Here is a 19,052-nt window from a genome sequence, read left to right on the forward strand (position 1 = left end):
ACTAGAAAGAATCTAACTGCTCCTTTGGTGCAAGAGCTCTGTATGTCTTTCAAAATAGATCGTGGACTATTTAAATATGATTTCATAGATTATCACGCAATATTGTGCGTTCCAGTTGATGCAGATGTCAAAGAGATTCGCAAACGTTATCTCCAAATCGCTCGCCGTCTGCACCCGGACAGTAATCTTACTGAAAGTGCGGCTCAAAAACAGCTAGGGAACGAATTGTTATCAAAGCTAGTTAACCCGGCTTACGAAAAACTTACTGGCGATCGCACTCGCACCGAACATATTATAATTTTGTCGCAAATTGGCAAACGCTTGGAACAAGAGTCTACTTCGGTAACTCTAAACACTGACTTGGCTAGACAGTTAGCTCAAGCCCCTAATCTCGCTCATTTCTATAAAAATGCGATCGCTAAACTAGCCCAAACTCAATATGATTCTTTAGAGCAAGTGCTGCAAGTCATTGCCCAAGTCAGTGAGTTGAATTTAGTGTATTTAATGCGGAGTGCGGACAAATCATCTACAGCGCCGCCACATGCTCAACCCCAAGTTAACTCAGATACGCCTCATCCAAATACAGCAAAAAATACACCATCAGCACCAGCGCCACCAAAAGAAGACTCGGTTATAGAACAGTATGTTCGTCGCGCTCAATCTTTGATTGGCAAAAACCAATTTGCCCAAGCCAAAGTAGAGTTGCAAGATGCCCTAAAGCTAGAACCTAAAAATAGTCGCTGCCATAGCTTAATTGCAATGGTGTATTTAAAGCAAAATCAGCTAAAAATGGCAAAAATCCACTTCGACAACGCTCTAAAATTAGACCCCAATGACGAAACGGCTCTGCAATGGAAACCTAAAATAGATAAAGCTTTAGGACAACAACATGGTGATCATAAGGTGACTTCATCCCCCAATAATAAAGATAAGCAACCAGATAAATCTGGTAGTGGCGGTTTGTTCGGTGGTTTGTTTGGTGGGAAGAAAAAATAATGGTGTATCAACCTGCATCGGGAGCCAGGGATTTATTGCCCTTGGATGTGGCGAAAAAACGCTGGATTGAAGATCGGTTACAGCAGGTGTTTCACCGTTGGGGATATCACAGGATTATCACCTCGACTTTAGAACGCATGGATACTCTGATGGCAGGGGAAGCAATCCAGCGCCAGATGGTGATTCAACTACAACAAAATGGCGAAGATGATGAGTTAGGGCTACGTCCAGAATTAACAGCATCCATTGCTCGCACCGTTGTGACTCGGATGGCAGATCTGCGTTATCCACAACGCTTGTACTACAACGCTAATGTATTTCGCCGCACTTGGGAAAGTAGACATAATCGCCAGCAAGAGTTTTATCAAGCTGGGGTGGAGTTATTGGGTGCTGGCGGATTGCTGGCGAATGCCGAAGTATTGTTGTTAATAGCAGATTGTTTGGCAGCGCTAGGTTTGCGGGAATGGCATTTAATTTTAGGTGAGGCGGGAATTACCCGATCGCTTCTGAGTGCCTTTCCTGCTAATTTACAGGATAAAGTTCGCAGTGCGATCGCTCATCTTGACCGCATTACTATAGATACTTTACCTCTAAGTGACAAACTGCGCGATCGCGCCAGAATCATGCTGGATTTGCGTGGCTCTAGTGCAGACGTGTTACAAAAAGTTAGTAGTTTGGATTTAGATGAAGAACAGCGAGAGGCAGTGAATAACCTCAAATCTCTAGTAGAATTACTAGAATCAGAGAAAAAATTTCCCTTAATCCTCGACCTCAGCCTGATTCAGACCATAGATTACTACACTGGTATTGTATTTGAAGTTGTCAACGATACCGAATCCCAAGCCAGAGTTTTAGGGCGCGGTGGTCGCTATGACCAGCTTTTGGGGCTATATCATCCCCAAGGAGAAAATATCCCCGGAATTGGTTTTGGACTCAATATCGAAGATTTATACCAAGTTCTGTTGTCTACTCAGCAATTACCACAAGTAACCCCAGCTAGTAACTGGTTGGTAGTACCAGAGACACCGAGTGCTAACACTGCCGCCTTTGCCTACGCGCAAAAACTCAGAGATTCTACTCATTTGGTGCGGGTAGAAATTGATTTGGGGGGAAGGGATGCAGACGCTATTCGCCAATATGCACGCGATCGTAGCATAGCCCAAATTGCTTGGATCAAAGCTAATGGCTCACCAACCATTGAATCATTGCGTTAGTGGGCATTGGGCATTGGGCAAAACAGTTCCTCTTTTTTGAGTGTTCAGTGCTGAGTAAAGAAGTGAGATTCCCCACTCAGCACTGAACACTCAAAACTCCCTTGTTTCGGGGTGAAATGAGCAATCAATGCTGTTGGCGAAGTCAAAAAACGCTCGTGTTTGGGTAAGTCAATTCAGCGATGAAACGATTGAGAGCTTTTTGAACAGCTTTGTATCTAGGGGCTTGCTTGCCTAATTTCAAGTCAAGCAAAATGTGATCGCGTAAAAGCTCAAGTTCTATTTTGGAGAAAGCAATTGGTTTTCGCTCCATCAATACAGCATTCTTTTGATTGAGATAAGGGATTTCCTTGACCAAGAAAGCTATGAAGCCAGTCGAGTCTAGATTGCAACGAAATCCACTTTTGCTCAAATGGGATATCTTGATTCAACCACCTTAACTGGTAATTTCTTTTTCGGAAATCACCTTATGACAGTTAGGTGCCGAATGTGGGATATATAGTGCTTTCATTTTTACTTCAAGCTAGACAAAGTTTGGTTAACAGCAGCAACAATCTTACCCCCAGAGGCAATATCAGCCGCAATGTGGGCAATGTGCAAGTCTAGCGATTGTTCATTGTCATTCCAAATGTAAGGACGGTCAGCAGAAGGAGGGTGCCCCACTAGGTTTAGCACTGCCATATATAACTCTCTGGTTGCAGGTGAGAGGGTGTCACGGGCATCGTAATGTTTGGAAATTTCATAGGTACGTAAATCAACGGCTTGCACTCCAAACATCAAAGCGATCGCCATATATTGTTGGAAAATTTCTACGCTCGTTCTAGCTAAATTGGCCGCAGCAAAGCCTTGACTGTTGATATTTTGGTTATATTGTTCGGCGTGGGTAGGAAATCTGTCGGCTATAGAATTTCCATAAAAAGTTAACAATGGCATGATTGAGTTGCCAGCTATTTGCAAACCCTTTAGCCCCATGTTAACGCTCCTCTGTGGATTTCCTACTAACGACGGTGGCAGTCCGTTGTTGAATTCTGGAGCGACAAGAGAGGCAATTTGTACGTCCAAATGCTTGGCTAATAAACCGATATAGTATCGCAAGCGATCCATTCCTATACTAACGTATTGCCCTAAGAAATTACCGCCGTGATAGCTGGCTTGGTTTTCTACATCAATAAGCGGGTTATCGGTAGCCGAGTTAATTTCCACTTCAATTTGTTTTTGAATTTCTGCAATACCATCTACAATCGGCCCCATGTACTGTGGTAAGCAGCGTAGTGAATAGCAGTCTTGGATAGGATGAGAGCCGCGATTGTGGTGAGAGCCGTCTAACTCTTCTCTAATCAAGCGCGAACCAGCTAACAGGTCGAGCATTTGGTTGGCAGCCCAGAGTTGCCCTGGATGGGGTTTCAGCTTATGTATGAAGGGGTGGAATGATTGATTAGTGCCGTTTAAACCTTGGATAGCTAAGGCATGGACACCCATTGATAGCGCTAATAAAACTTTAGTATCGTAGACGCAATTAGCTGCAATAGCTGTCATCACTGATGTGCCATTTACCATTGCCAACCCTTCTTTTGGAAGTAACTGCAATCGGTCTAAACCGAGCAGTTCCAAAGCTGTGAGAGAATCTAGTTGTTTTCCATTAAAGTCTACGGTATAGGTGGGATCTAAGCCAATTAGCGCTCCCGTGATGTACGACAATGGTACTAAATCCCCACTTGCACCAATTGAGCCGAATTCATAGACATAGGGAGTAACACCTGCATTGAGGAATTTTGCCATGCGTTCGATCAGTTCAAAGCGAATGCCTGAGGCTTTCTGCAAATGAGAATTGATACGCAAAAGCATAGCGGCGCGAATATCAGCTAGAGGCAATCTTTTTCCGGCTCCTGACTTGAGGAACCATATCAGGTTGTTTTGTAGCAGTGCTGCACATTCGGGAGAAATCACGATATTTGCCATGCTGCCGAAGCCACTCGTGACACCGTAAATGGGCTGGCCTAATTCCACAGCATGTTGTATATATTCGCTGGATGCTTTCACTCCGCCTAGAATATCAGGATCGTTAGTGATGCGTACCTGGACGCTGTGACGTGCTACGCTGACAACTTCTTCTATGGTCAGAAAGTGATCGCCCACTACTAGGATTTTGTCTAAATTATTCAGCAGGATTGCTTCTGTTAGCATTGTTCCTCTACCCTTGACCTTCAACAAATTTAAATAACCAATGGACTAGAACTGTTTACAGGAATGCCAGACTAATTAATTAAGTTATAGTTGGGAATGTCTATAAATTTTTTGGTGATTTCCTTAGAAAACCTTTAGCTGGCATTTGAGCAGAATTGAGTATTTATTTTCTTCCTTTTTAGGCAGATTAAATTTCAGTAGCTTTACACTTCTAGTTATTTAGCCAGACAGCAAACGAAGTAAAAAGCGAGTTTTTCAGTATCTACTGAATTAAGCGGTCTATATTTTCTACTCAGATCAGAAAAAGAGTAATTTTCAACAAGCCTTAAATTAAATTTTCTAGCAACATATTCAATGTTTCTGAACCCAGTTAACCAAGGAGAACCCATTTTTTGAAATGAGTCTGTAACATCAGTCCATTCCTGATATCCTGTGGCTCTAGAAATAACTTTTTCATCAAAATAATCAAAGGCTATGTTAAATATTTCAAAGTTTTTGACAATTGTTTGTAATACTAAATTTACATCTTCTTCTTTCAGATAAAAAGTATTACCCTCCCAAAGAAAATAAGTTGGGATAGAAAAACAGATATCGTTATCTTTGAGCAGTCTAATAAAATCTTCAATTATGTAATTGCAAGCAATATAAGAAATATTTGTTGATAACTGTGTAGTTAAAATATATTCCTTAAACTTTAAAATTCCTGGTTGATCGATTTCATAAAATTTAATGTCTTTAGCGTTATATCGTAAAGAACGAGTGTCAATACCCGCACCTAATATGACTATTTGTTTGACACCAGAATTGATTTGATTTAAAAGAGAATCATCAAAGTATTTGGTTCGATATTTAATCATTTCCTTGCTTAAGGGAAATGTTTGAGCAGCGCTATCAGCAATTATTTTTGTTTCATTGTTCAGAAAACTTTTAGCGATGTCGTCTACAAAAAGAGGAGCGACATTATCATTCTCTTCGACTCTCCATTGAGCAGTAACGAAAGCTGTCTTACTAATTTGATTAATCTCAAACATTTAATAAAATACTCCTGATGACTTTTTAAATCATGAAAAACCAGTGCCGAATTAAAACTACTATTTTTTGGCATTGGCAAAACTTTTCGGTCTAGTAACTGCGTATTATGCACTAAGTTACAGCTTATTAACAGGATAATCAAGAGCTTAGACAAAACATCCTACTTTTCCCACTTTTATTACTTTTCTCAATAAAATACAGTAAGGGCGATGGTTAACCTTGTGATTATCTTCAGGCGATCGCTTTGCTGATACTGCCCAGATATCGCCATCACACCTCGTATTGATGAATCCATTCCCTGGCGAGTTTTTGCCTGTTGCCTAATCTCTCTTTACTCCTTGTTTGCTTCTCTATGATTTAATTGATGCTGGGACTGGATGAATATGAGGTCGCGTGCGAGTAGCATTGGAACCAAAATGTACGCTAATGAATGATTCCTGTGATAACGATAAAATTTCTACCTTCTTCAATGCCTGATTGTCACCGATAATTCAGGCTTTGAGCGTATTTTTCCTGTGATAAGAATCTTTATCACAGAAATACATAGAACTTAGGGCGACGGCTATAACTCAATTACAGTAGGCATCTTGGGCTTAACGTACATTCCTGTTCCATTGCTGATACCGTTGGCAAAATATTTCTTAACGCTAGAAATCCTACTGCTGTCATAGAAACCCGCCAACGAAAGTTTCTAAAAACCACCCTTCCAATGAATTCGCCAACAGTATCGATTGTTCATTTCACGCCGTCTCCCGCGCTCCCTCACTTCCTCACTCTCCCTGTCAGCACTGGGTACTCCACTCCCCTGCTAGGCTAGAAATAACCGATACAGAAGAGAGGGAATCGAGAACATGCCGCATACGATTGTTACAGAAGTCTGTGAAGGTGTCGCTGACTGTGTAGGTGCTTGTCCAGTAGCTTGTATTCATGAAGGCCCAGGTAAAAATGCCAAGGGCACCGATTGGTACTGGATTGACTTTGCCACCTGCATAGACTGTGGTATATGTCTCCAAGTTTGCCCAGTAGAAGGGGCGATTCTTCCAGAAGAACGACCGGAGTTGCAAAAAACTCCGTAATAGTCCATAGTCAACAGTCAATAGTCAATAGTTATGTTTGACTTGACTGTTGACCAACGACAAATGACAAAGCGCAAAGTCTGAGCGGAGGTTTCCTCCGATCAAAACTTTGTAAGAGAGGACCAATGACAAATGACTATTTACTAGATGTTCAAAATGTCCACGCTGGATACATCAAAGATGTAGATATCCTGCAAGGTGTGAATTTTCGGGTTGCACCAGGGGAATTGGTAACCGTGATTGGCCCCAATGGTGCGGGTAAATCTACCCTGGCAAAAGCAATTTTTGGGCTTTTGATCCCCCACACAGGTACAATTACCTTCAAAGGTGAAAATATAGTGGGGCTAAAGTCCAATCAAATCGTCCAACGAGGAATGTGCTACGTACCGCAAATCGCCAATGTGTTCCCTTCTCTCAGTGTTGAAGAGAACTTGGAGATGGGTGCTTTTGTGCTTAACGTTCCCCTGAAACCAATCAAAGATAAAATATTTACTATGTTCCCTAGATTAAGCGATCGCCGTCGTCAACGCGCTGGTACTCTCTCTGGAGGAGAACGCCAGATGCTAGCGATGGGCAAAGCTTTGATGTTGGAACCTCGTTTGCTGATTTTGGATGAACCATCTGCTGCTTTATCCCCCATCTTGGTGACACAAGTGTTTGAGCAGATTAAACAAATTAATCAGGCGGGTACTGCGATCGTACTAGTAGAACAAAATGCCCGTAAAGCTTTAGAGATGGCCAATCGTGGATATGTATTAGAGTCGGGACGTGATGCAATCTCCGGTCTTGGTGAAGAATTGTTGAATGACCCGAAAGTGGGTGAGCTATATCTGGGAGCAGGTAAGAGACATTAACCCTTTTTAATCACTCTTGCCCCATTCAACATTACACCAGTTTAAGATGGGAGCTTCACCAAGGGATAGCGATCGCTAGGTTGGGCTGCGCCGACGCTATCTATAACTAATACAAAAGCCATAACACTTCCTGCCACTGCCGCGACCGTCGTTTTCGATGCTCAAAGAATTCTCCCCAATAATCCTTGCGTTTCTAATCACATCTACAGCGAGTAGAAAGGTAAAACAGGACATTCATTCAGGAAAAAATCACCAAAACGTAAATTATTCGGATCTGCCAGAACCCCTATTAACAATTCTTAATTCTTAATTACGAACAGGTTAAAGTCCCTAGCGATTAGCGTAGGCATCGCCTGTTTTTCTCTTGCCCCCTTATTGCATTTTTCGTCTAGTTTGTCAATGCGTAAGTTCTACTAGTAGCCCTTTCAAGGTGTTGTGTAATGGCTTGATTTGTAGTTTGCTCATGCATAGGTGAAACTCTGTTGGGTGGAGAATAGAAATGTTGGTAGGGCAGGTGTTTGAGCGATTTCTAAAAGAAAGTCCAGTTTCCGTAATGGTTCGTGGGCTTTTAGAAAAAGCGTTATGTCCCCAAATTCTGGATGAACTGTTTGAACGTAGTGCCATTCAACCCACTACACTCGCGAGTTATTATTCTCCACAGTCGTCAGCCCCTTCGGGGAATTAAAATAATTCGTAATTCGTAATTCGTAATAGAGCCTCCGGCACGCACTCGCGTTCGTAATTAAGTTTTGTAATGGGGATTTTACCCCAACACAAAACTTACCGGTTATAGAACCGGGGGACTTAAACCCACGGAACTAGTTAAAAATTAAAAATTAAAAATTAAAATCCCCATAAATAAATTTAGTCGCCAAAACTTGCCAACTATTTGATACCATTTTGGCGAGATTTATGAACAAGCGCTCTTTCATCACTCTTATGAGAGAATAATCAAGTAAAGCGCTAAGGACTGAGGAGTTGTCTATAATCTCTAAATTAGGGGTATCGCTGTCACAGATACCCCTGAACTATTACGCTGCTGCTGATTCCTTGGCTAGTATCTGTTCAATCAAATGGCACTTTCTCATACTGCTATAATTCCTCACCCCTAAAGAACTAACCATCCGCTTTAGCTCTCAGATTGTCAGTATTTCCAGTGCAAAGATGGGGGCGATCGCGGTTAGGCTCTCCATTGCGATCGCTCCTAATTTCAGATTTTCTAAAGATGCCTGTGATATTTTTAGTTCCGTCGAACTCATGTTTGGTTACAGAAATCATCTACGTCGCAGAAAATTTGCGTGATGTCAAGGCGAGATACAATAGTGAACACAGCCGAGACCCTCATTTTTATTTTAGATATTCTTAGTCTTGGCATTTTTTTGTGACTTTTTTGCTGATCTCAATCAATCGTAGCGATCGCCCATATTTAGCTTGATCTAAAAATACCTTCACCAAATTTTTAGAGATGCCCTGATCTAGCTTTGCACAATTATCTAAAGTTATGGTTATTGCCAGCGAATATATCCTAATGTTGAATAGAGTTTTGATAATTTCAGATTATGGCAGGACATAGTAAATGGGCAAATATTAAGCGTCAGAAGGCCGTAGTAGATGCAAGGAAGGGAAAAACCTTCACTCAGTTATCGCGGGCGATTATTGTTGCGGCTAGAAGCGGCGTACCAGATCCGGCGCTGAATTTTCAACTTCGCACAGCAATTGACAAAGCAAAGGCTGCGAGTATCCCCAATGATAATATTGAACGAGCGATCGCTAAAGGTGCAGGCACTTTTGGCGGTGATCATGCTATCTTTGAAGCGATTCGCTACGAAGGTTACGGGCCTTGTGGTGTAGCGATTTTAATCGAAGCCCTCACAGATAATCGCAATCGCACTGCTGCTGACTTGCGTGTAGCTTTTAGTAAAAATGGTGGCAATCTTGGTGAAGTAGGTTGCGTTAGCTGGATGTTTGACCAAAAAGGCGTTTGTGTGGTGCAGGGTGTGGTTGATGAAGAACAGCTTTTAGAAGTATCCCTCGAAGGCGATGCCCAGTCTTATGAGATGATTGAAGATGAGATGGCTGAGGTATTTACTGAGCTTGCCAATTTAGAAAACCTTAGTCAAACACTCAAAAATCAAGGCATTAAGGTAATTGATGCCGAATTGCGCTGGATTCCCAGTAATAGCGTAGAAGTTACTGATCCCGATCAGGCACGATCGCTTTTCAAGTTAATTGATACTCTAGAAGGCTTGGATGATGTGCAAAATGTCACAGCTAACTTTGAAATATCAGAAGAATTAATGGCTCTCAGCATTTCCTAGTCACTTTTGTATTTACCAACTGGATGTTGTTGGATGTGATGACCGAGAAAGTTCAAATCCGGCTTCGTTGTCCTCGCCCAATGCCCAATGCCCAATGTCCAATGCCCAATTACGAATTAGTTATAATATTCCAGTTGACTTTCAGATAGCCAGGTTCAATGTGGGTAAAGTGTTTGCTCAAGTGCTGATGTGCTTTTGGTAGGGCATGGAACGGAATTGATGTGTATAAATGATGCTCTGCATGAAATGGCATATTCCATATAAAAAATCGCACAGGCCAGAGGGTCAGCGTTGTGCGGGTATTCGTGAGCAGATTTGCGTCCAGAGTGCAACCTGTATGTTCTGCTAGCAGAATAAACCGGAGAATCGGCTGACCGATAAACAGGGGCAGCAGCCAATAGAGTAAAAACCAAGGTTGACCAACTAGAATTGAGATAGCGATCGCACCTGCATAAATACTTAATTGCCATCGTGTAGAACGAATAACTTCGGCTCGTGCTGCTTCTGGCACAAATGGACAATCGTCAAATTGACCAGTTGCCACCTGAAAATGCCCACTTACTTTACCCCACCACCACGGTAAACCGCTAATTATCAACAAGTATTTGCCCAGGTTACTCGGTTTGAGATCGGTTAGTTCTGGATCTTTGTCAGGAACGCGAGTGTAACGGTGATGCCACTTATGATAACGGCGAAAGAACGTGCTGTTGTAAAATGAGAGCAAGCCGGAAAACCAAGCCACAGCATCATTCAAACGATTGTTAGCGAAAGCCGTTCTGTGAACGCATTCATGCATCGGTGCAAACATCGAAGCCAGACTAAAGCCGTAGATGACTAACGCTGGTATAGCTACCGACCAATTGCCAAAATTCGTTGCCCACAGGTAGCCACTGCAACCGATAACAGTGAGATGAAAAGCCAGTTGAACTAGCCCCTTGGTGTTGGAGCGATCGTTTAGAAGACTTAATTCTTGTACAGTGAGAATCTGACCGAGGTTTTGCTCGTTATCCGCTTTGTAATCCAATAATTCAGATTGAATAATTGCGTCATTAGACATAATTTTAAGTAGGTCGGCGTGAATAGTTGCGCGTGGGTTCCATTCTGATATCATGTCCGGTAGCATACCCATAATAAAAGAACCCCACCCCCAACCCCTCCCCGCAGGCGAGGAGGGGAGCTAAAGCGCAGCTTTGGCTTTTTGGGGTTCCGGGTATTATGCTTAATTGCCGGAACATGATATTACTCCTGAATTCGGACTCCTGAATTCTGACTCCTGATGTAATTTTAATAGACACCATGAATTTAGCTGACCACACCAGCGCGAAAAATTTGTTCTGCGGTTAAATTCAACTCTGGGAAAGTTGGTGATTGGATACGGTCATTATCTCGAAATTTATTAATTAGATACTCACCTTCTTCCAAACAGCAAGCCAAAATAGTAGGTTGTTTTGGCTTGCCAATGAATTCCCTACCGCCCAATGCGGCATAGTCCACAATCCAGTATTCAGGAATTCCCATTTGTTCATAGTCAGCGTATTTTTTATGGTAATCATCACGCCAATTAGTACTCACTATCTCCACCACTAAAGGAATAGATGCGGCAAAGCTTACAGTAGATGCTTTTTTCCATAGAGGTTCGTTTACTAAATTAGGCTGATTTAATATAAGGATATCTGGTGAATAAGCTGATTCGTTTTCAAGTGGTTTGACGAATGCTGCTTTTGGGATGAGATAGGGAAGATTTAATCGGTCTAATTCAACACTAAGTTTTTTGACTAAAAATCCAACGACCTCTTCATGATCGCCTGTTGGTTGTACCATCTCAACAATTACTCCATCATGCAGTTCATAACGTCGTTGTGGGTTGTCTGGGTATTGAGCAACAAATTCATCGAATGTAACTAGTTTGCGTAAGGCTTGAGTCATGGCTTTATTCCTCAAAGCAAAACTGATATGAGCGTGAAGAAGGCAGGAGGTAAGGAGAGCGGGGTGATAAAAATGACTTATTCTAAGCGTATTGCAATTTTAATGCTTGTTCATCCTTTGAACTCCGTTAACGAGTCTTTGAACTGGATGAATCCACCTTTGAACTCCGTTAACGAGTCTTTGAACTGGATGAATCCACCTCTGAACTCCGTTAACGAGTCTTTGAACTGGATGAATCCACCTTTGAACTGCGTTAACGAGTCTTTGAACTGGATGCATCCACCTCTGAACTGCGTTAACGAGTCTTTGAACTGGATGCATCCACCTCTGAACTGCGTTAACGAGTCTTTGAACTGGATGAATCCACCTTTGATACTCGTTAACGAGTCTTTTATACTCGCTGACGAGCCTTTTAACTCCATTAATAACAGAGTACATTCTCAACTAAAATTTAAGCAGCACAAAAAATCGGGGCAGGTTCCAAACCCGCCCCGATCGCTTCTGATATACTGCGCCCAACGGCTGTGGCAACAGGCTTTAAACTATTAACTAAATGCACCATATCTTCTAAAGAAAGTGCTTGACGGGCATCAGAAACAGATTTTTCTGGTTCTGGGTGACATTCAATAATTAATCCATCTGCACCGCAAGCGATCGCCGCCCTCGCCAGAGGTGCCACCAGTTCCCGTTTTCCAACGGCATGGGAAGGATCTACAATCACAGGCAGGTGAGTTATTTGCTTGAGTGCTGCTACTGCCCCTAAATCTAGGACATTGCGAGTGTAATCATCGAAACTGCGGATACCTCTTTCGCACAACACCACATCAGGATTACCGTGACTGAGGATATATTCAGCAGCCATAATGAATTCTTCAATTGTCGCTGCTAAACCCCGCTTGAGCAGTATTGGTTTACCAGCTTGTCCCAAAGCTTTCAGCAAGTCGAAGTTTTGCATATTGCGGCTACCAACTTGAAGCATATCAGCGTGGGCGGCGACTACTTCAATTTGGGAAATTGACATCACCTCAGTAACAACTGGCAGATTGTAATGCGATCGCACCTTTGCCAAAATCTCTAATCCTGCCTCTCCCATACCTTGGAAAGCGTAGGGAGAAGTGCGGGGTTTGTAGACACCCCCACGCAACCCCTGCACGGATGCAGTAGATAGCTTCTGGGCGACTACCTCCATTTGTTCTAAGCTTTCAACGGTGCAGGGACCGCCGATAATTACCAGTTCTTCGCCCCCGAAAGCGACTTTTTCCGAGATTTTAACAATTGTCTGGTGGTTCAGATGAGATTGTGCAGCAAGTTTGGCATTAATCATGGTTTTATTCTCCTAAAAAATTAAGTATTGGGCATTGGGCATTGGGCATTGGGCATTGGTTATCCCCCTCATCTCCCTCATCCCCCTCCCCGATCAGAACAAAAAAGCCCGGAACCTTTGAAAAGTTCCGGGCGCGTTCTGATTCATTGGCATGACGCTATTTACCCGGAACTTACTCTGGGCCAAAAGTAAAAGCCATAAAACCAGCTACTGAAATAAGTCATGACGATGAAATTCTCCTTAAAAAAACAAAAACCGCAGAGTTCGCTCTGCGGTTCACCGGGCGGTTTCCGTTAGGAAACTTAATTCACCCCCGGTGAACCACCCTATACCAAAAATAAAAGTAGGATTTTGTGTTAAGCATTTGCGGACTTTTGCTGGAAAACTTAAGAAATATACCTATGCTATGTAACAATAACAGGAAGAGTCGGCGGTGTCAAGACCCCCACAAACGATAAAAAAGCGATAGACTCAGTACAACTGTGGGAGTCAAGACTAGTACAGGTTGGCGTAAATAAACCACCCATTCCCAATAAATAAAACGCTTACGCTGTATTGATTTTGAATAGGCTTTGAATCTTACTCCCCAACGCTAGTAGGAAAGGGGCTGTTCTTGTTAGGTCTGTATTCAACTCAACTAAAAACCGCTATATATGTAAGTTGACAAATATTGTTGTGTCATAACTAATGGGTAGTGTAAATGATCAAAAATCAAGAGTGAAAAATCTAAAAATTCAAAATATGGCCATTCTTTAATCAATAAAATACAGCTAACTCAAGGTAATCAGAGAGAATTTTAAGCGGTGACTTCCGTCCCTCAGAAGTTCAAAGAGCCAGAATTGAGAAGTTAAAATTATAATTCTCCTGACTTGTCACCTCACCTTGCGAAAGCTGATTGCAGACAATTGACGATCGCTATACATTATTCTTACCCAAATCTCATTGACCAGATCAACTTTTTAGGATCATCAGTTTCATTATGCCGAGTTCTAAAATCTTAGCCCAATCTTTCGACTATCATGGAGTTTACCCCTGCCCAGTCTGTCGGATCGGTAAGATTTCTCATATGCCATTGATGGAAGCTATGGCTTGTGACTTTTGCCACGAGATTTTTACAGTCAACCTAGAATTAGAGCAAATCAAGATGCCTTCTAGGCAACCACCCTTAAGTTGGCGTTGGAATGGGTTTAGTTGGACAGAAGGCCAGTTGGAAGGTGTGGAATTAGGTTGGGGTTATGGACTAGCAGCAGCAGTTTTTGTAATTCTTCCCACTACTCTAATTGGCATAGTAGCTTACTATTTTCCTGCTAATCTCAAGGAACCGATTACCTGGATGCCATATATTTGGACGATATTAACTTTCTTATCACATTTAGCAATTATTGTTTGGATTTTTATTGAAGTCTATCAGATTCCAGTTGGAGCATATTTGAGAGCGATCGCTCGATGGAGAAATGGGGAGATGGAAAGATGAGGGAGAAATCAATTCAAAATTCAAAATTCAAAATTCAAAATTAAAGAACTTCTGCCTCCTCTTTCCAATGCCCAATGCCCAATGCCCAATGCCCCATGCCCCATGCCCCATGATCAATAACAAAAGATACAGCGAAAAGACGGCTCCATCACTGATAATTAAGTTGATTGTCCACCAAAATATCGTATGAGCGATCTGGAGCGGTACTATAGAGTTTTGGAATTAGAGCCTGGGGCAACACTTGAGGAAGTGAACCAGGCTTACAAAGATTTAGTTTTTGTTTGGCATCCCGATCGCATTCCCAAAGACAATCTCCGTTTACAGCAGAAAGCACAAGACAAGCTCAAAGCCATAAATGAAGCTCGTGAAAAATTGCGCTCTCTAAAAACCAAGCATCAAACCACACTCAACTCACCGCCACCTCAAGAAGAAAAACCATCTCAAACAACCCAGCAATCACCAAAGCCAAATTCCGACTTGAGTGGCAAAGACTATAGTCGGGCAAATTTGAGCAATAAAGACTTATCTGGCAGAAATCTGAGTTATGCCAATTTGAGTGGTGCTAATCTCAGCGATACTTTTATGCACAAAGTCAACCTCAGAGGTGCGAATTTATCTGAAGCAAATTTATTTCGGGCAAACCTACTTTTAGCGGATCTCAGGGAGGCGAATTTACGTGGTGCTAATTTGATTGGAGCGGATCTCAGTGGGACAGACTTGCGAGGAGCCGATTTGACGGGAGCGCGGATTCGCTCTGGCGATCGCCTTCTGGTTAAACTAATTGGTGCTAACTTAGCTGGGGCAATTATGCCTGATGGGGCAGTTTATCAATAACAGATCAGATTATAAGGTGCGGCAAGTGGGCTTATACTTTTATAGTGAGATTCAAAACCTCAAACTAAAAATTGATTGATGCTAGTTCAAAAACTTCAAGACTGTCCAGAATTCATCGCCGGAGATAACACTATTCTGCGAGAACTGCTACATCCAGATAAGCAACCTCTGGCATTGCGCTATAGTTTGGCTCATGTAACACTGCCAGCAGGAAAAACCTCTCAACTCCACTCGCTCGCTACCTCAGAAGTCTATTATATTCTCAGTGGCACGGGAGAAATGCACATTGATGATCAAACCCAGATAGTTCAGCCGGGAGATGCTGTGTATATTCCTCCTAATACGCGGCAATTTATTTCTAACTCTGGCATCGAACCTCTGGTATTTATTTGTATTGTTGATCCAGCATGGCGTAAAGAAGATCAAACAGTTTATTAGTAAGAATTCAGGAGTCAAAAGTCAGAATCCAGAATGGTTGGAAAATCAATAATCTCTAGCACGCTTGATTTTTTCTCGTCTTTTAATCTTGACTATCAAAGTCTTCTTAATTCTGAATTCTTGCGTTTATTAAAACCACTTACAGTCATATAGGACTGGTATTTGATTTTTGAAAAAAATCAGTACACCCCGAAAAGGTTTCTTCCCCACTCCCTGTCTACGCAAATAATTATGGCTACGCCACGCTGCGCGAACAAAAATCAAATATGATTCCTATAGTCTCAAAGTAAGCGAAAAAAATCTCAGCATTTTTCAACGATTACTCACTTTCAGCCGTCAATTTTGTTTAACCAAGTAACCAAGTCATCTGAGTCAAGTGCGATCTCGCTTCCTAATGTTTTGATATAAAGAAGTCCGTCGCTAATAATTAAATCTCTAATTGGATACCATGATTCTCGTTTTCTAACCAGAAGTTCCAACGGAATTCCTACTCTGGAAGTATACTTGCGATATCTCCACCAAGCTCGCCATAGAAGTACAGATTTAGTACAGTGCATCTCATAGCCTTTGGGAATTTCGCAGTATTCATACTGATAGAAACCCCGACTATCTACTTCTCCTTTCAGGAGATAACCATATTCTGCTAATGCCTCATTTATCAATTCCCAGTGGGATGATTTCGGATAAATCAAGAATTCAGATAGGGTATTAGATAGTTGGGCTGTGCCAATTACGCCTTCAGATTTCGCTGTTAGTTGGTTGGTATTATAGACTGTTTGCGCTGTCAAAGAATGATTTGACAACAAAATTTCTTTTTTCTGGATCGAGTTTTGCACAAACTCTCGAATTAAATCTAGATTAGACAGCATAAAAATTCTTTATACTATATTAACCAGTGTAGTCGAAGCTACAATCCTACTTAAATTATCAGAATGCTCCGATTATCACTAGCTTTATTTATAGTTCACTTCTGTCTAGTCATCCAGAAAAGGTTGAAATACCGGAACTAATTCTGGGCGACTAACAACGAGGGTGGGAAAAGAGCGATCGCTATAATCTTCTCCTGATGACAACGGAAACGGTTCTGACTTGATCGATCGCCAAACTCCGCCAGCAGCCTGGACAATTACCCAAGCCCCCGCTAAATCCCAAACTTTTGGTGTCGCTTCAATACCACCGAGAGTAGCCCCAGTGGCAACTGTCAAAAAGTTATAGCTAGCCACACCCAACATCCGAATTTTGCAGGGAAAGCCGTTTTGGATGACTGCGGTGCTACGGGAACAGAGGTTAAAAAAGTGATTTTTGCTGGGATTATCTACACTGGTGTGGATGGGGTGGTGATTGAGAAATGCTCCTGTTGGCGTTGCTAAACCAGATGAACCTGCCCAGAAACCATGAAAAGCTTGATTCAAGGTTGGTGCGTAAACATAACCAAAAATAGGTGTACCTCGATACAGTAAACCCAGAGATATTGTCCAGATGGGAATGCCGCGTGTGAAGTTGGTTGTACCGTCCAGAGGATCAATTACCCAGCACCACTCGGTACCGGGAAATGACTGATCGCTCTCTTCGCTCAAAATGCCGTAACCAGAGAAATTAGAAGCGATCGCATCCCGAATTTCCTGATCTGCCCATTTATCTGCTTGCGTCACCAAACTACCATCAGCTTTTTGCGAAGCCTGTACTTGCCCAAAATCTTGCATTAGTTGCTTGCCCACTCTGGTAGTGGTAGTTTGGGCAAAATCAAGAATAGTTGTCCAAAAATCATTCATTGGTTAATCGTTATTTGTCATTTGTCCCATGCCCAATGCCCAATGCCCCATGCCCCATGCCCAATGCCCCATATTTAGTCTAAATCGCTTTCTAAAACCGAAGCGATCGCAAGCTTTGTATTTGTTTGAAATTCCGCTACATTCACCCGATTGAGAAACCAAATCGACACGATCATTCCCACGGCTTCTAAAGCAAATACCAATCCATAAGCTAAAACTAAATTGGGTAATAACTTACGCCCTACATCCAATAAAGTACCACCTAAAACCACTGCCACACCTCTAGAGACAGACTGCGCTAACCCCCAAGCCCCAATAAATGTACCTGCGGCTTCTGCGGCGGTGAGATCCAACATTAAGCTAACTGCTGCCGTAGTTAAGACACCAGTGCCTAAACCGAACAAAATTAAACTTAGCTTCAGGAAAGCTGGATTAGCGGTGAAGCCTGATATCCCAAGTAATGCTGTACAAAATGCCACTAATATACAGCCTAGTCTTGCAGTTCTTTGCTTACCTAAACGTGGCACAATCAAAAAACCACTCACACCATAGGCAATCAGTATACCTGTTCCATAAAAAACGTTCAGTTTAGTACTTTCAGCCAAAGGCATTTTAAATACCTGACCTGCATAAGGTTCCAAAATCGGGTCTTGCATAAACAAGCAGAGAGTCATCACCAATAAAAAGGTGAAAAATATACCTGTTTGCGGACTAGCCGTTAAAATTTCCCAAGCCTTGCCCAGAGTAATGCTGTCTTCTCGGTTTACCATTGTGGAACGGCTTAAATATTGGGAGTATTTTTTTTCTACGCCCAATGTCGCGGCGATCGCCAAACCAAATACAATTGCTGGGACGATAAAAAATAGCCTGTTGATTGCTGCCTGCAAGGTTGCTGTTGTTGCTTCTGGCGTTAATTGCTTCAGCAAGCTAGCACTAATAATCGCCCCAACAATAATCCCCACCATCAGCATCGACCAGACCACACCGACTACTTTGGAACGGTTATCTTCTTCAGATATATCCACCAACAAAGCAGCAAAAGCAGTACCGCTAGCACAAATTCCTAAACCGTATACAGCGAATATCAGGGATAGAAGCGCTGTCCAGCCGATTGTTTGGGTTGTCCATGCCCAACCACCTGCACTACTTACGGCATTATTAAGCTGCCACATTACTTGTACAGCTAAAAAGGCTGCGATCGCAAATATTGCCGCACCCACCCAAACATAAGCTGTGCGGTGGTATCCCCATAACGGCTTGGCATCGGAAATCTGGCCGAACCAGACACGGGAAGGAGCAACAAATAAAGGCAGTGCTAGAACTACTGATACCAGCGTCGCCGGAATTGCGATTTCTTGAATCATGACTCTGTTGAGTACCCCCAGAGTCAAAATGGACATCATGCTCAACCCCATTTGAAATAAACCCAGCCGAAACATGGTCAACAGGTTTACCCTTGGCAGAGATAGGGATTTTGTTTTGGTATCAAATACTTCACCGCTTGCCATAGCTACTTTTTTGTATAGTTTATCGGATTTTGTCTCTCTCTTTAAATAAAGATAAACCGTACCCGCTCGAAATCAGTGAACGAAAAGTGGAAGTTACGTTAGCGT

Annotated in this window: 20 protein-coding genes; 10 read left to right on the top strand and 10 right to left on the bottom strand. The window is 42.3% G+C overall.

Annotated elements, in window-relative coordinates:
- Nucleotides 1-42: 42 nt before the first annotated feature.
- Together V7L05_RS24920 and V7L05_RS24925 are read left to right on the top strand one after the other, a co-directional pair.
- The gene (locus V7L05_RS24920) at nucleotides 43-996 is read left to right on the top strand and encodes a J domain-containing protein (protein WP_335168044.1); all 954 of its coding nucleotides are present in this window, start codon (nucleotides 43-45) and stop codon (nucleotides 994-996) included.
- A complete protein-coding gene (locus tag V7L05_RS24925; RefSeq protein WP_335168047.1) occupies nucleotides 996-2,210 on the top strand; it encodes an ATP phosphoribosyltransferase regulatory subunit in 1,215 nt (404 codons plus the stop codon). Before V7L05_RS24920 ends, V7L05_RS24925 begins: the two co-directional genes overlap by 1 nt.
- Before the next feature lie 510 nt (nucleotides 2,211-2,720).
- On the opposite strand, the gene V7L05_RS24930 is transcribed toward V7L05_RS24925, so the two are convergent.
- Together V7L05_RS24930 and V7L05_RS24935 are read right to left on the bottom strand one after the other, a co-directional pair.
- Complete coding sequence (locus V7L05_RS24930) at nucleotides 2,721-4,391, bottom strand: HAL/PAL/TAL family ammonia-lyase (RefSeq protein WP_335168049.1); 1,671 nt, start codon at nucleotides 4,389-4,391, stop codon at nucleotides 2,721-2,723.
- A gap of 215 nt (nucleotides 4,392-4,606) precedes the next feature.
- Nucleotides 4,607-5,422 (bottom strand): class I SAM-dependent methyltransferase, encoded by an 816-nt coding sequence (locus V7L05_RS24935; RefSeq protein ID WP_335168052.1) that lies wholly within the window; start codon nucleotides 5,420-5,422, stop codon nucleotides 4,607-4,609.
- An 852-nt stretch (nucleotides 5,423-6,274) separates the two neighbouring features.
- On the opposite strand from V7L05_RS24935, the gene V7L05_RS24940 reads away from it, so the two are divergent.
- The 3 genes from V7L05_RS24940 (at nucleotide 6,275) to V7L05_RS24950 (ending at nucleotide 8,038) form a co-directional block, all read left to right on the top strand.
- Complete coding sequence (locus V7L05_RS24940) at nucleotides 6,275-6,499, top strand: indolepyruvate ferredoxin oxidoreductase subunit alpha (protein ID WP_229495593.1); 225 nt, start codon at nucleotides 6,275-6,277, stop codon at nucleotides 6,497-6,499.
- Nucleotides 6,500-6,624: 125 nt separating this feature from the next.
- Nucleotides 6,625-7,353, top strand: a complete 729-nt coding sequence (locus V7L05_RS24945; protein ID WP_335168053.1) for an ABC transporter ATP-binding protein — start codon at nucleotides 6,625-6,627, stop codon at nucleotides 7,351-7,353.
- Between the two features lie 499 nt (nucleotides 7,354-7,852).
- Entirely contained in the window at nucleotides 7,853-8,038 is a 186-nt protein-coding gene (locus tag V7L05_RS24950) for a hypothetical protein (protein ID WP_335168055.1), read from the top strand.
- A 346-nt stretch (nucleotides 8,039-8,384) separates the two neighbouring features.
- On the opposite strand, the gene V7L05_RS34840 is transcribed toward V7L05_RS24950, so the two are convergent.
- Together V7L05_RS34840 and V7L05_RS24955 are read right to left on the bottom strand one after the other, a co-directional pair.
- The gene (locus V7L05_RS34840) at nucleotides 8,385-8,477 is read right to left on the bottom strand and encodes a hypothetical protein (RefSeq protein ID WP_442937010.1); all 93 of its coding nucleotides are present in this window, start codon (nucleotides 8,475-8,477) and stop codon (nucleotides 8,385-8,387) included.
- A gap of 12 nt (nucleotides 8,478-8,489) precedes the next feature.
- The gene (locus tag V7L05_RS24955; protein WP_267870679.1) at nucleotides 8,490-8,612 is read right to left on the bottom strand and encodes a hypothetical protein; all 123 of its coding nucleotides are present in this window, start codon (nucleotides 8,610-8,612) and stop codon (nucleotides 8,490-8,492) included.
- Between the two features lie 300 nt (nucleotides 8,613-8,912).
- Between V7L05_RS24955 and V7L05_RS24960 the strand changes: the two genes are divergently transcribed.
- Nucleotides 8,913-9,671, top strand: a complete 759-nt coding sequence (locus V7L05_RS24960) for a YebC/PmpR family DNA-binding transcriptional regulator (RefSeq protein ID WP_335168059.1) — start codon at nucleotides 8,913-8,915, stop codon at nucleotides 9,669-9,671.
- A 109-nt stretch (nucleotides 9,672-9,780) separates the two neighbouring features.
- On the opposite strand, the gene V7L05_RS24965 is transcribed toward V7L05_RS24960, so the two are convergent.
- From V7L05_RS24965 to aroF, 3 genes are all read right to left on the bottom strand, one after another.
- Nucleotides 9,781-10,728, bottom strand: a complete 948-nt coding sequence (locus V7L05_RS24965) for a fatty acid desaturase family protein (protein WP_335168060.1) — start codon at nucleotides 10,726-10,728, stop codon at nucleotides 9,781-9,783.
- 245 nt (nucleotides 10,729-10,973) lie between these two features.
- The gene (locus tag V7L05_RS24970) at nucleotides 10,974-11,597 is read right to left on the bottom strand and encodes a Uma2 family endonuclease (RefSeq protein ID WP_335168063.1); all 624 of its coding nucleotides are present in this window, start codon (nucleotides 11,595-11,597) and stop codon (nucleotides 10,974-10,976) included.
- Between the two features lie 451 nt (nucleotides 11,598-12,048).
- Nucleotides 12,049-12,921 (bottom strand): 3-deoxy-7-phosphoheptulonate synthase, encoded by an 873-nt coding sequence (gene aroF / locus V7L05_RS24975; protein WP_335168064.1) that lies wholly within the window; start codon nucleotides 12,919-12,921, stop codon nucleotides 12,049-12,051.
- A gap of 979 nt (nucleotides 12,922-13,900) precedes the next feature.
- Here aroF and V7L05_RS24980 point away from each other — a divergent pair.
- The 4 genes from V7L05_RS24980 to V7L05_RS24995 all read left to right on the top strand — a co-directional run bounded on the left by V7L05_RS24980 (nucleotide 13,901) and on the right by V7L05_RS24995 (nucleotide 15,667).
- Nucleotides 13,901-14,395: a hypothetical protein gene (locus V7L05_RS24980; protein ID WP_335168066.1), complete on the top strand. Its 495-nt coding sequence runs from the start codon at nucleotides 13,901-13,903 to the stop codon at nucleotides 14,393-14,395.
- Entirely contained in the window at nucleotides 14,376-14,585 is a 210-nt protein-coding gene (locus tag V7L05_RS24985) for a hypothetical protein (protein ID WP_335168067.1), read from the top strand. The genes V7L05_RS24980 and V7L05_RS24985 overlap by 20 nt, the downstream gene beginning before the upstream one ends.
- Nucleotides 14,582-15,229: a pentapeptide repeat-containing protein gene (locus tag V7L05_RS24990; RefSeq protein WP_335168069.1), complete on the top strand. Its 648-nt coding sequence runs from the start codon at nucleotides 14,582-14,584 to the stop codon at nucleotides 15,227-15,229. The genes V7L05_RS24985 and V7L05_RS24990 overlap by 4 nt, the downstream gene beginning before the upstream one ends.
- 78 nt (nucleotides 15,230-15,307) lie before the next feature.
- Complete coding sequence (locus V7L05_RS24995; RefSeq protein ID WP_335168071.1) at nucleotides 15,308-15,667, top strand: cupin domain-containing protein; 360 nt, start codon at nucleotides 15,308-15,310, stop codon at nucleotides 15,665-15,667.
- A 329-nt stretch (nucleotides 15,668-15,996) separates the two neighbouring features.
- Here the strand turns inward: V7L05_RS24995 and V7L05_RS25000 are convergent, their stop codons facing one another.
- From V7L05_RS25000 to V7L05_RS25010, 3 genes are all read right to left on the bottom strand, one after another.
- Entirely contained in the window at nucleotides 15,997-16,536 is a 540-nt protein-coding gene (locus V7L05_RS25000; RefSeq protein ID WP_335168073.1) for a hypothetical protein, read from the bottom strand.
- 105 nt (nucleotides 16,537-16,641) lie between these two features.
- Complete coding sequence (locus V7L05_RS25005; protein ID WP_335168075.1) at nucleotides 16,642-17,439, bottom strand: inositol monophosphatase family protein; 798 nt, start codon at nucleotides 17,437-17,439, stop codon at nucleotides 16,642-16,644.
- Between the two features lie 74 nt (nucleotides 17,440-17,513).
- Complete coding sequence (locus V7L05_RS25010) at nucleotides 17,514-18,947, bottom strand: BCD family MFS transporter (RefSeq protein WP_335168077.1); 1,434 nt, start codon at nucleotides 18,945-18,947, stop codon at nucleotides 17,514-17,516.
- Nucleotides 18,948-19,052: the final 105 nt, after the last annotated feature.

Origin of the sequence: Nostoc sp., from assembly GCF_036917755.1 — a bacterium.
Taxonomy (GTDB): Bacteria; Cyanobacteriota; Cyanobacteriia; order Cyanobacteriales; family Nostocaceae; genus Nostoc.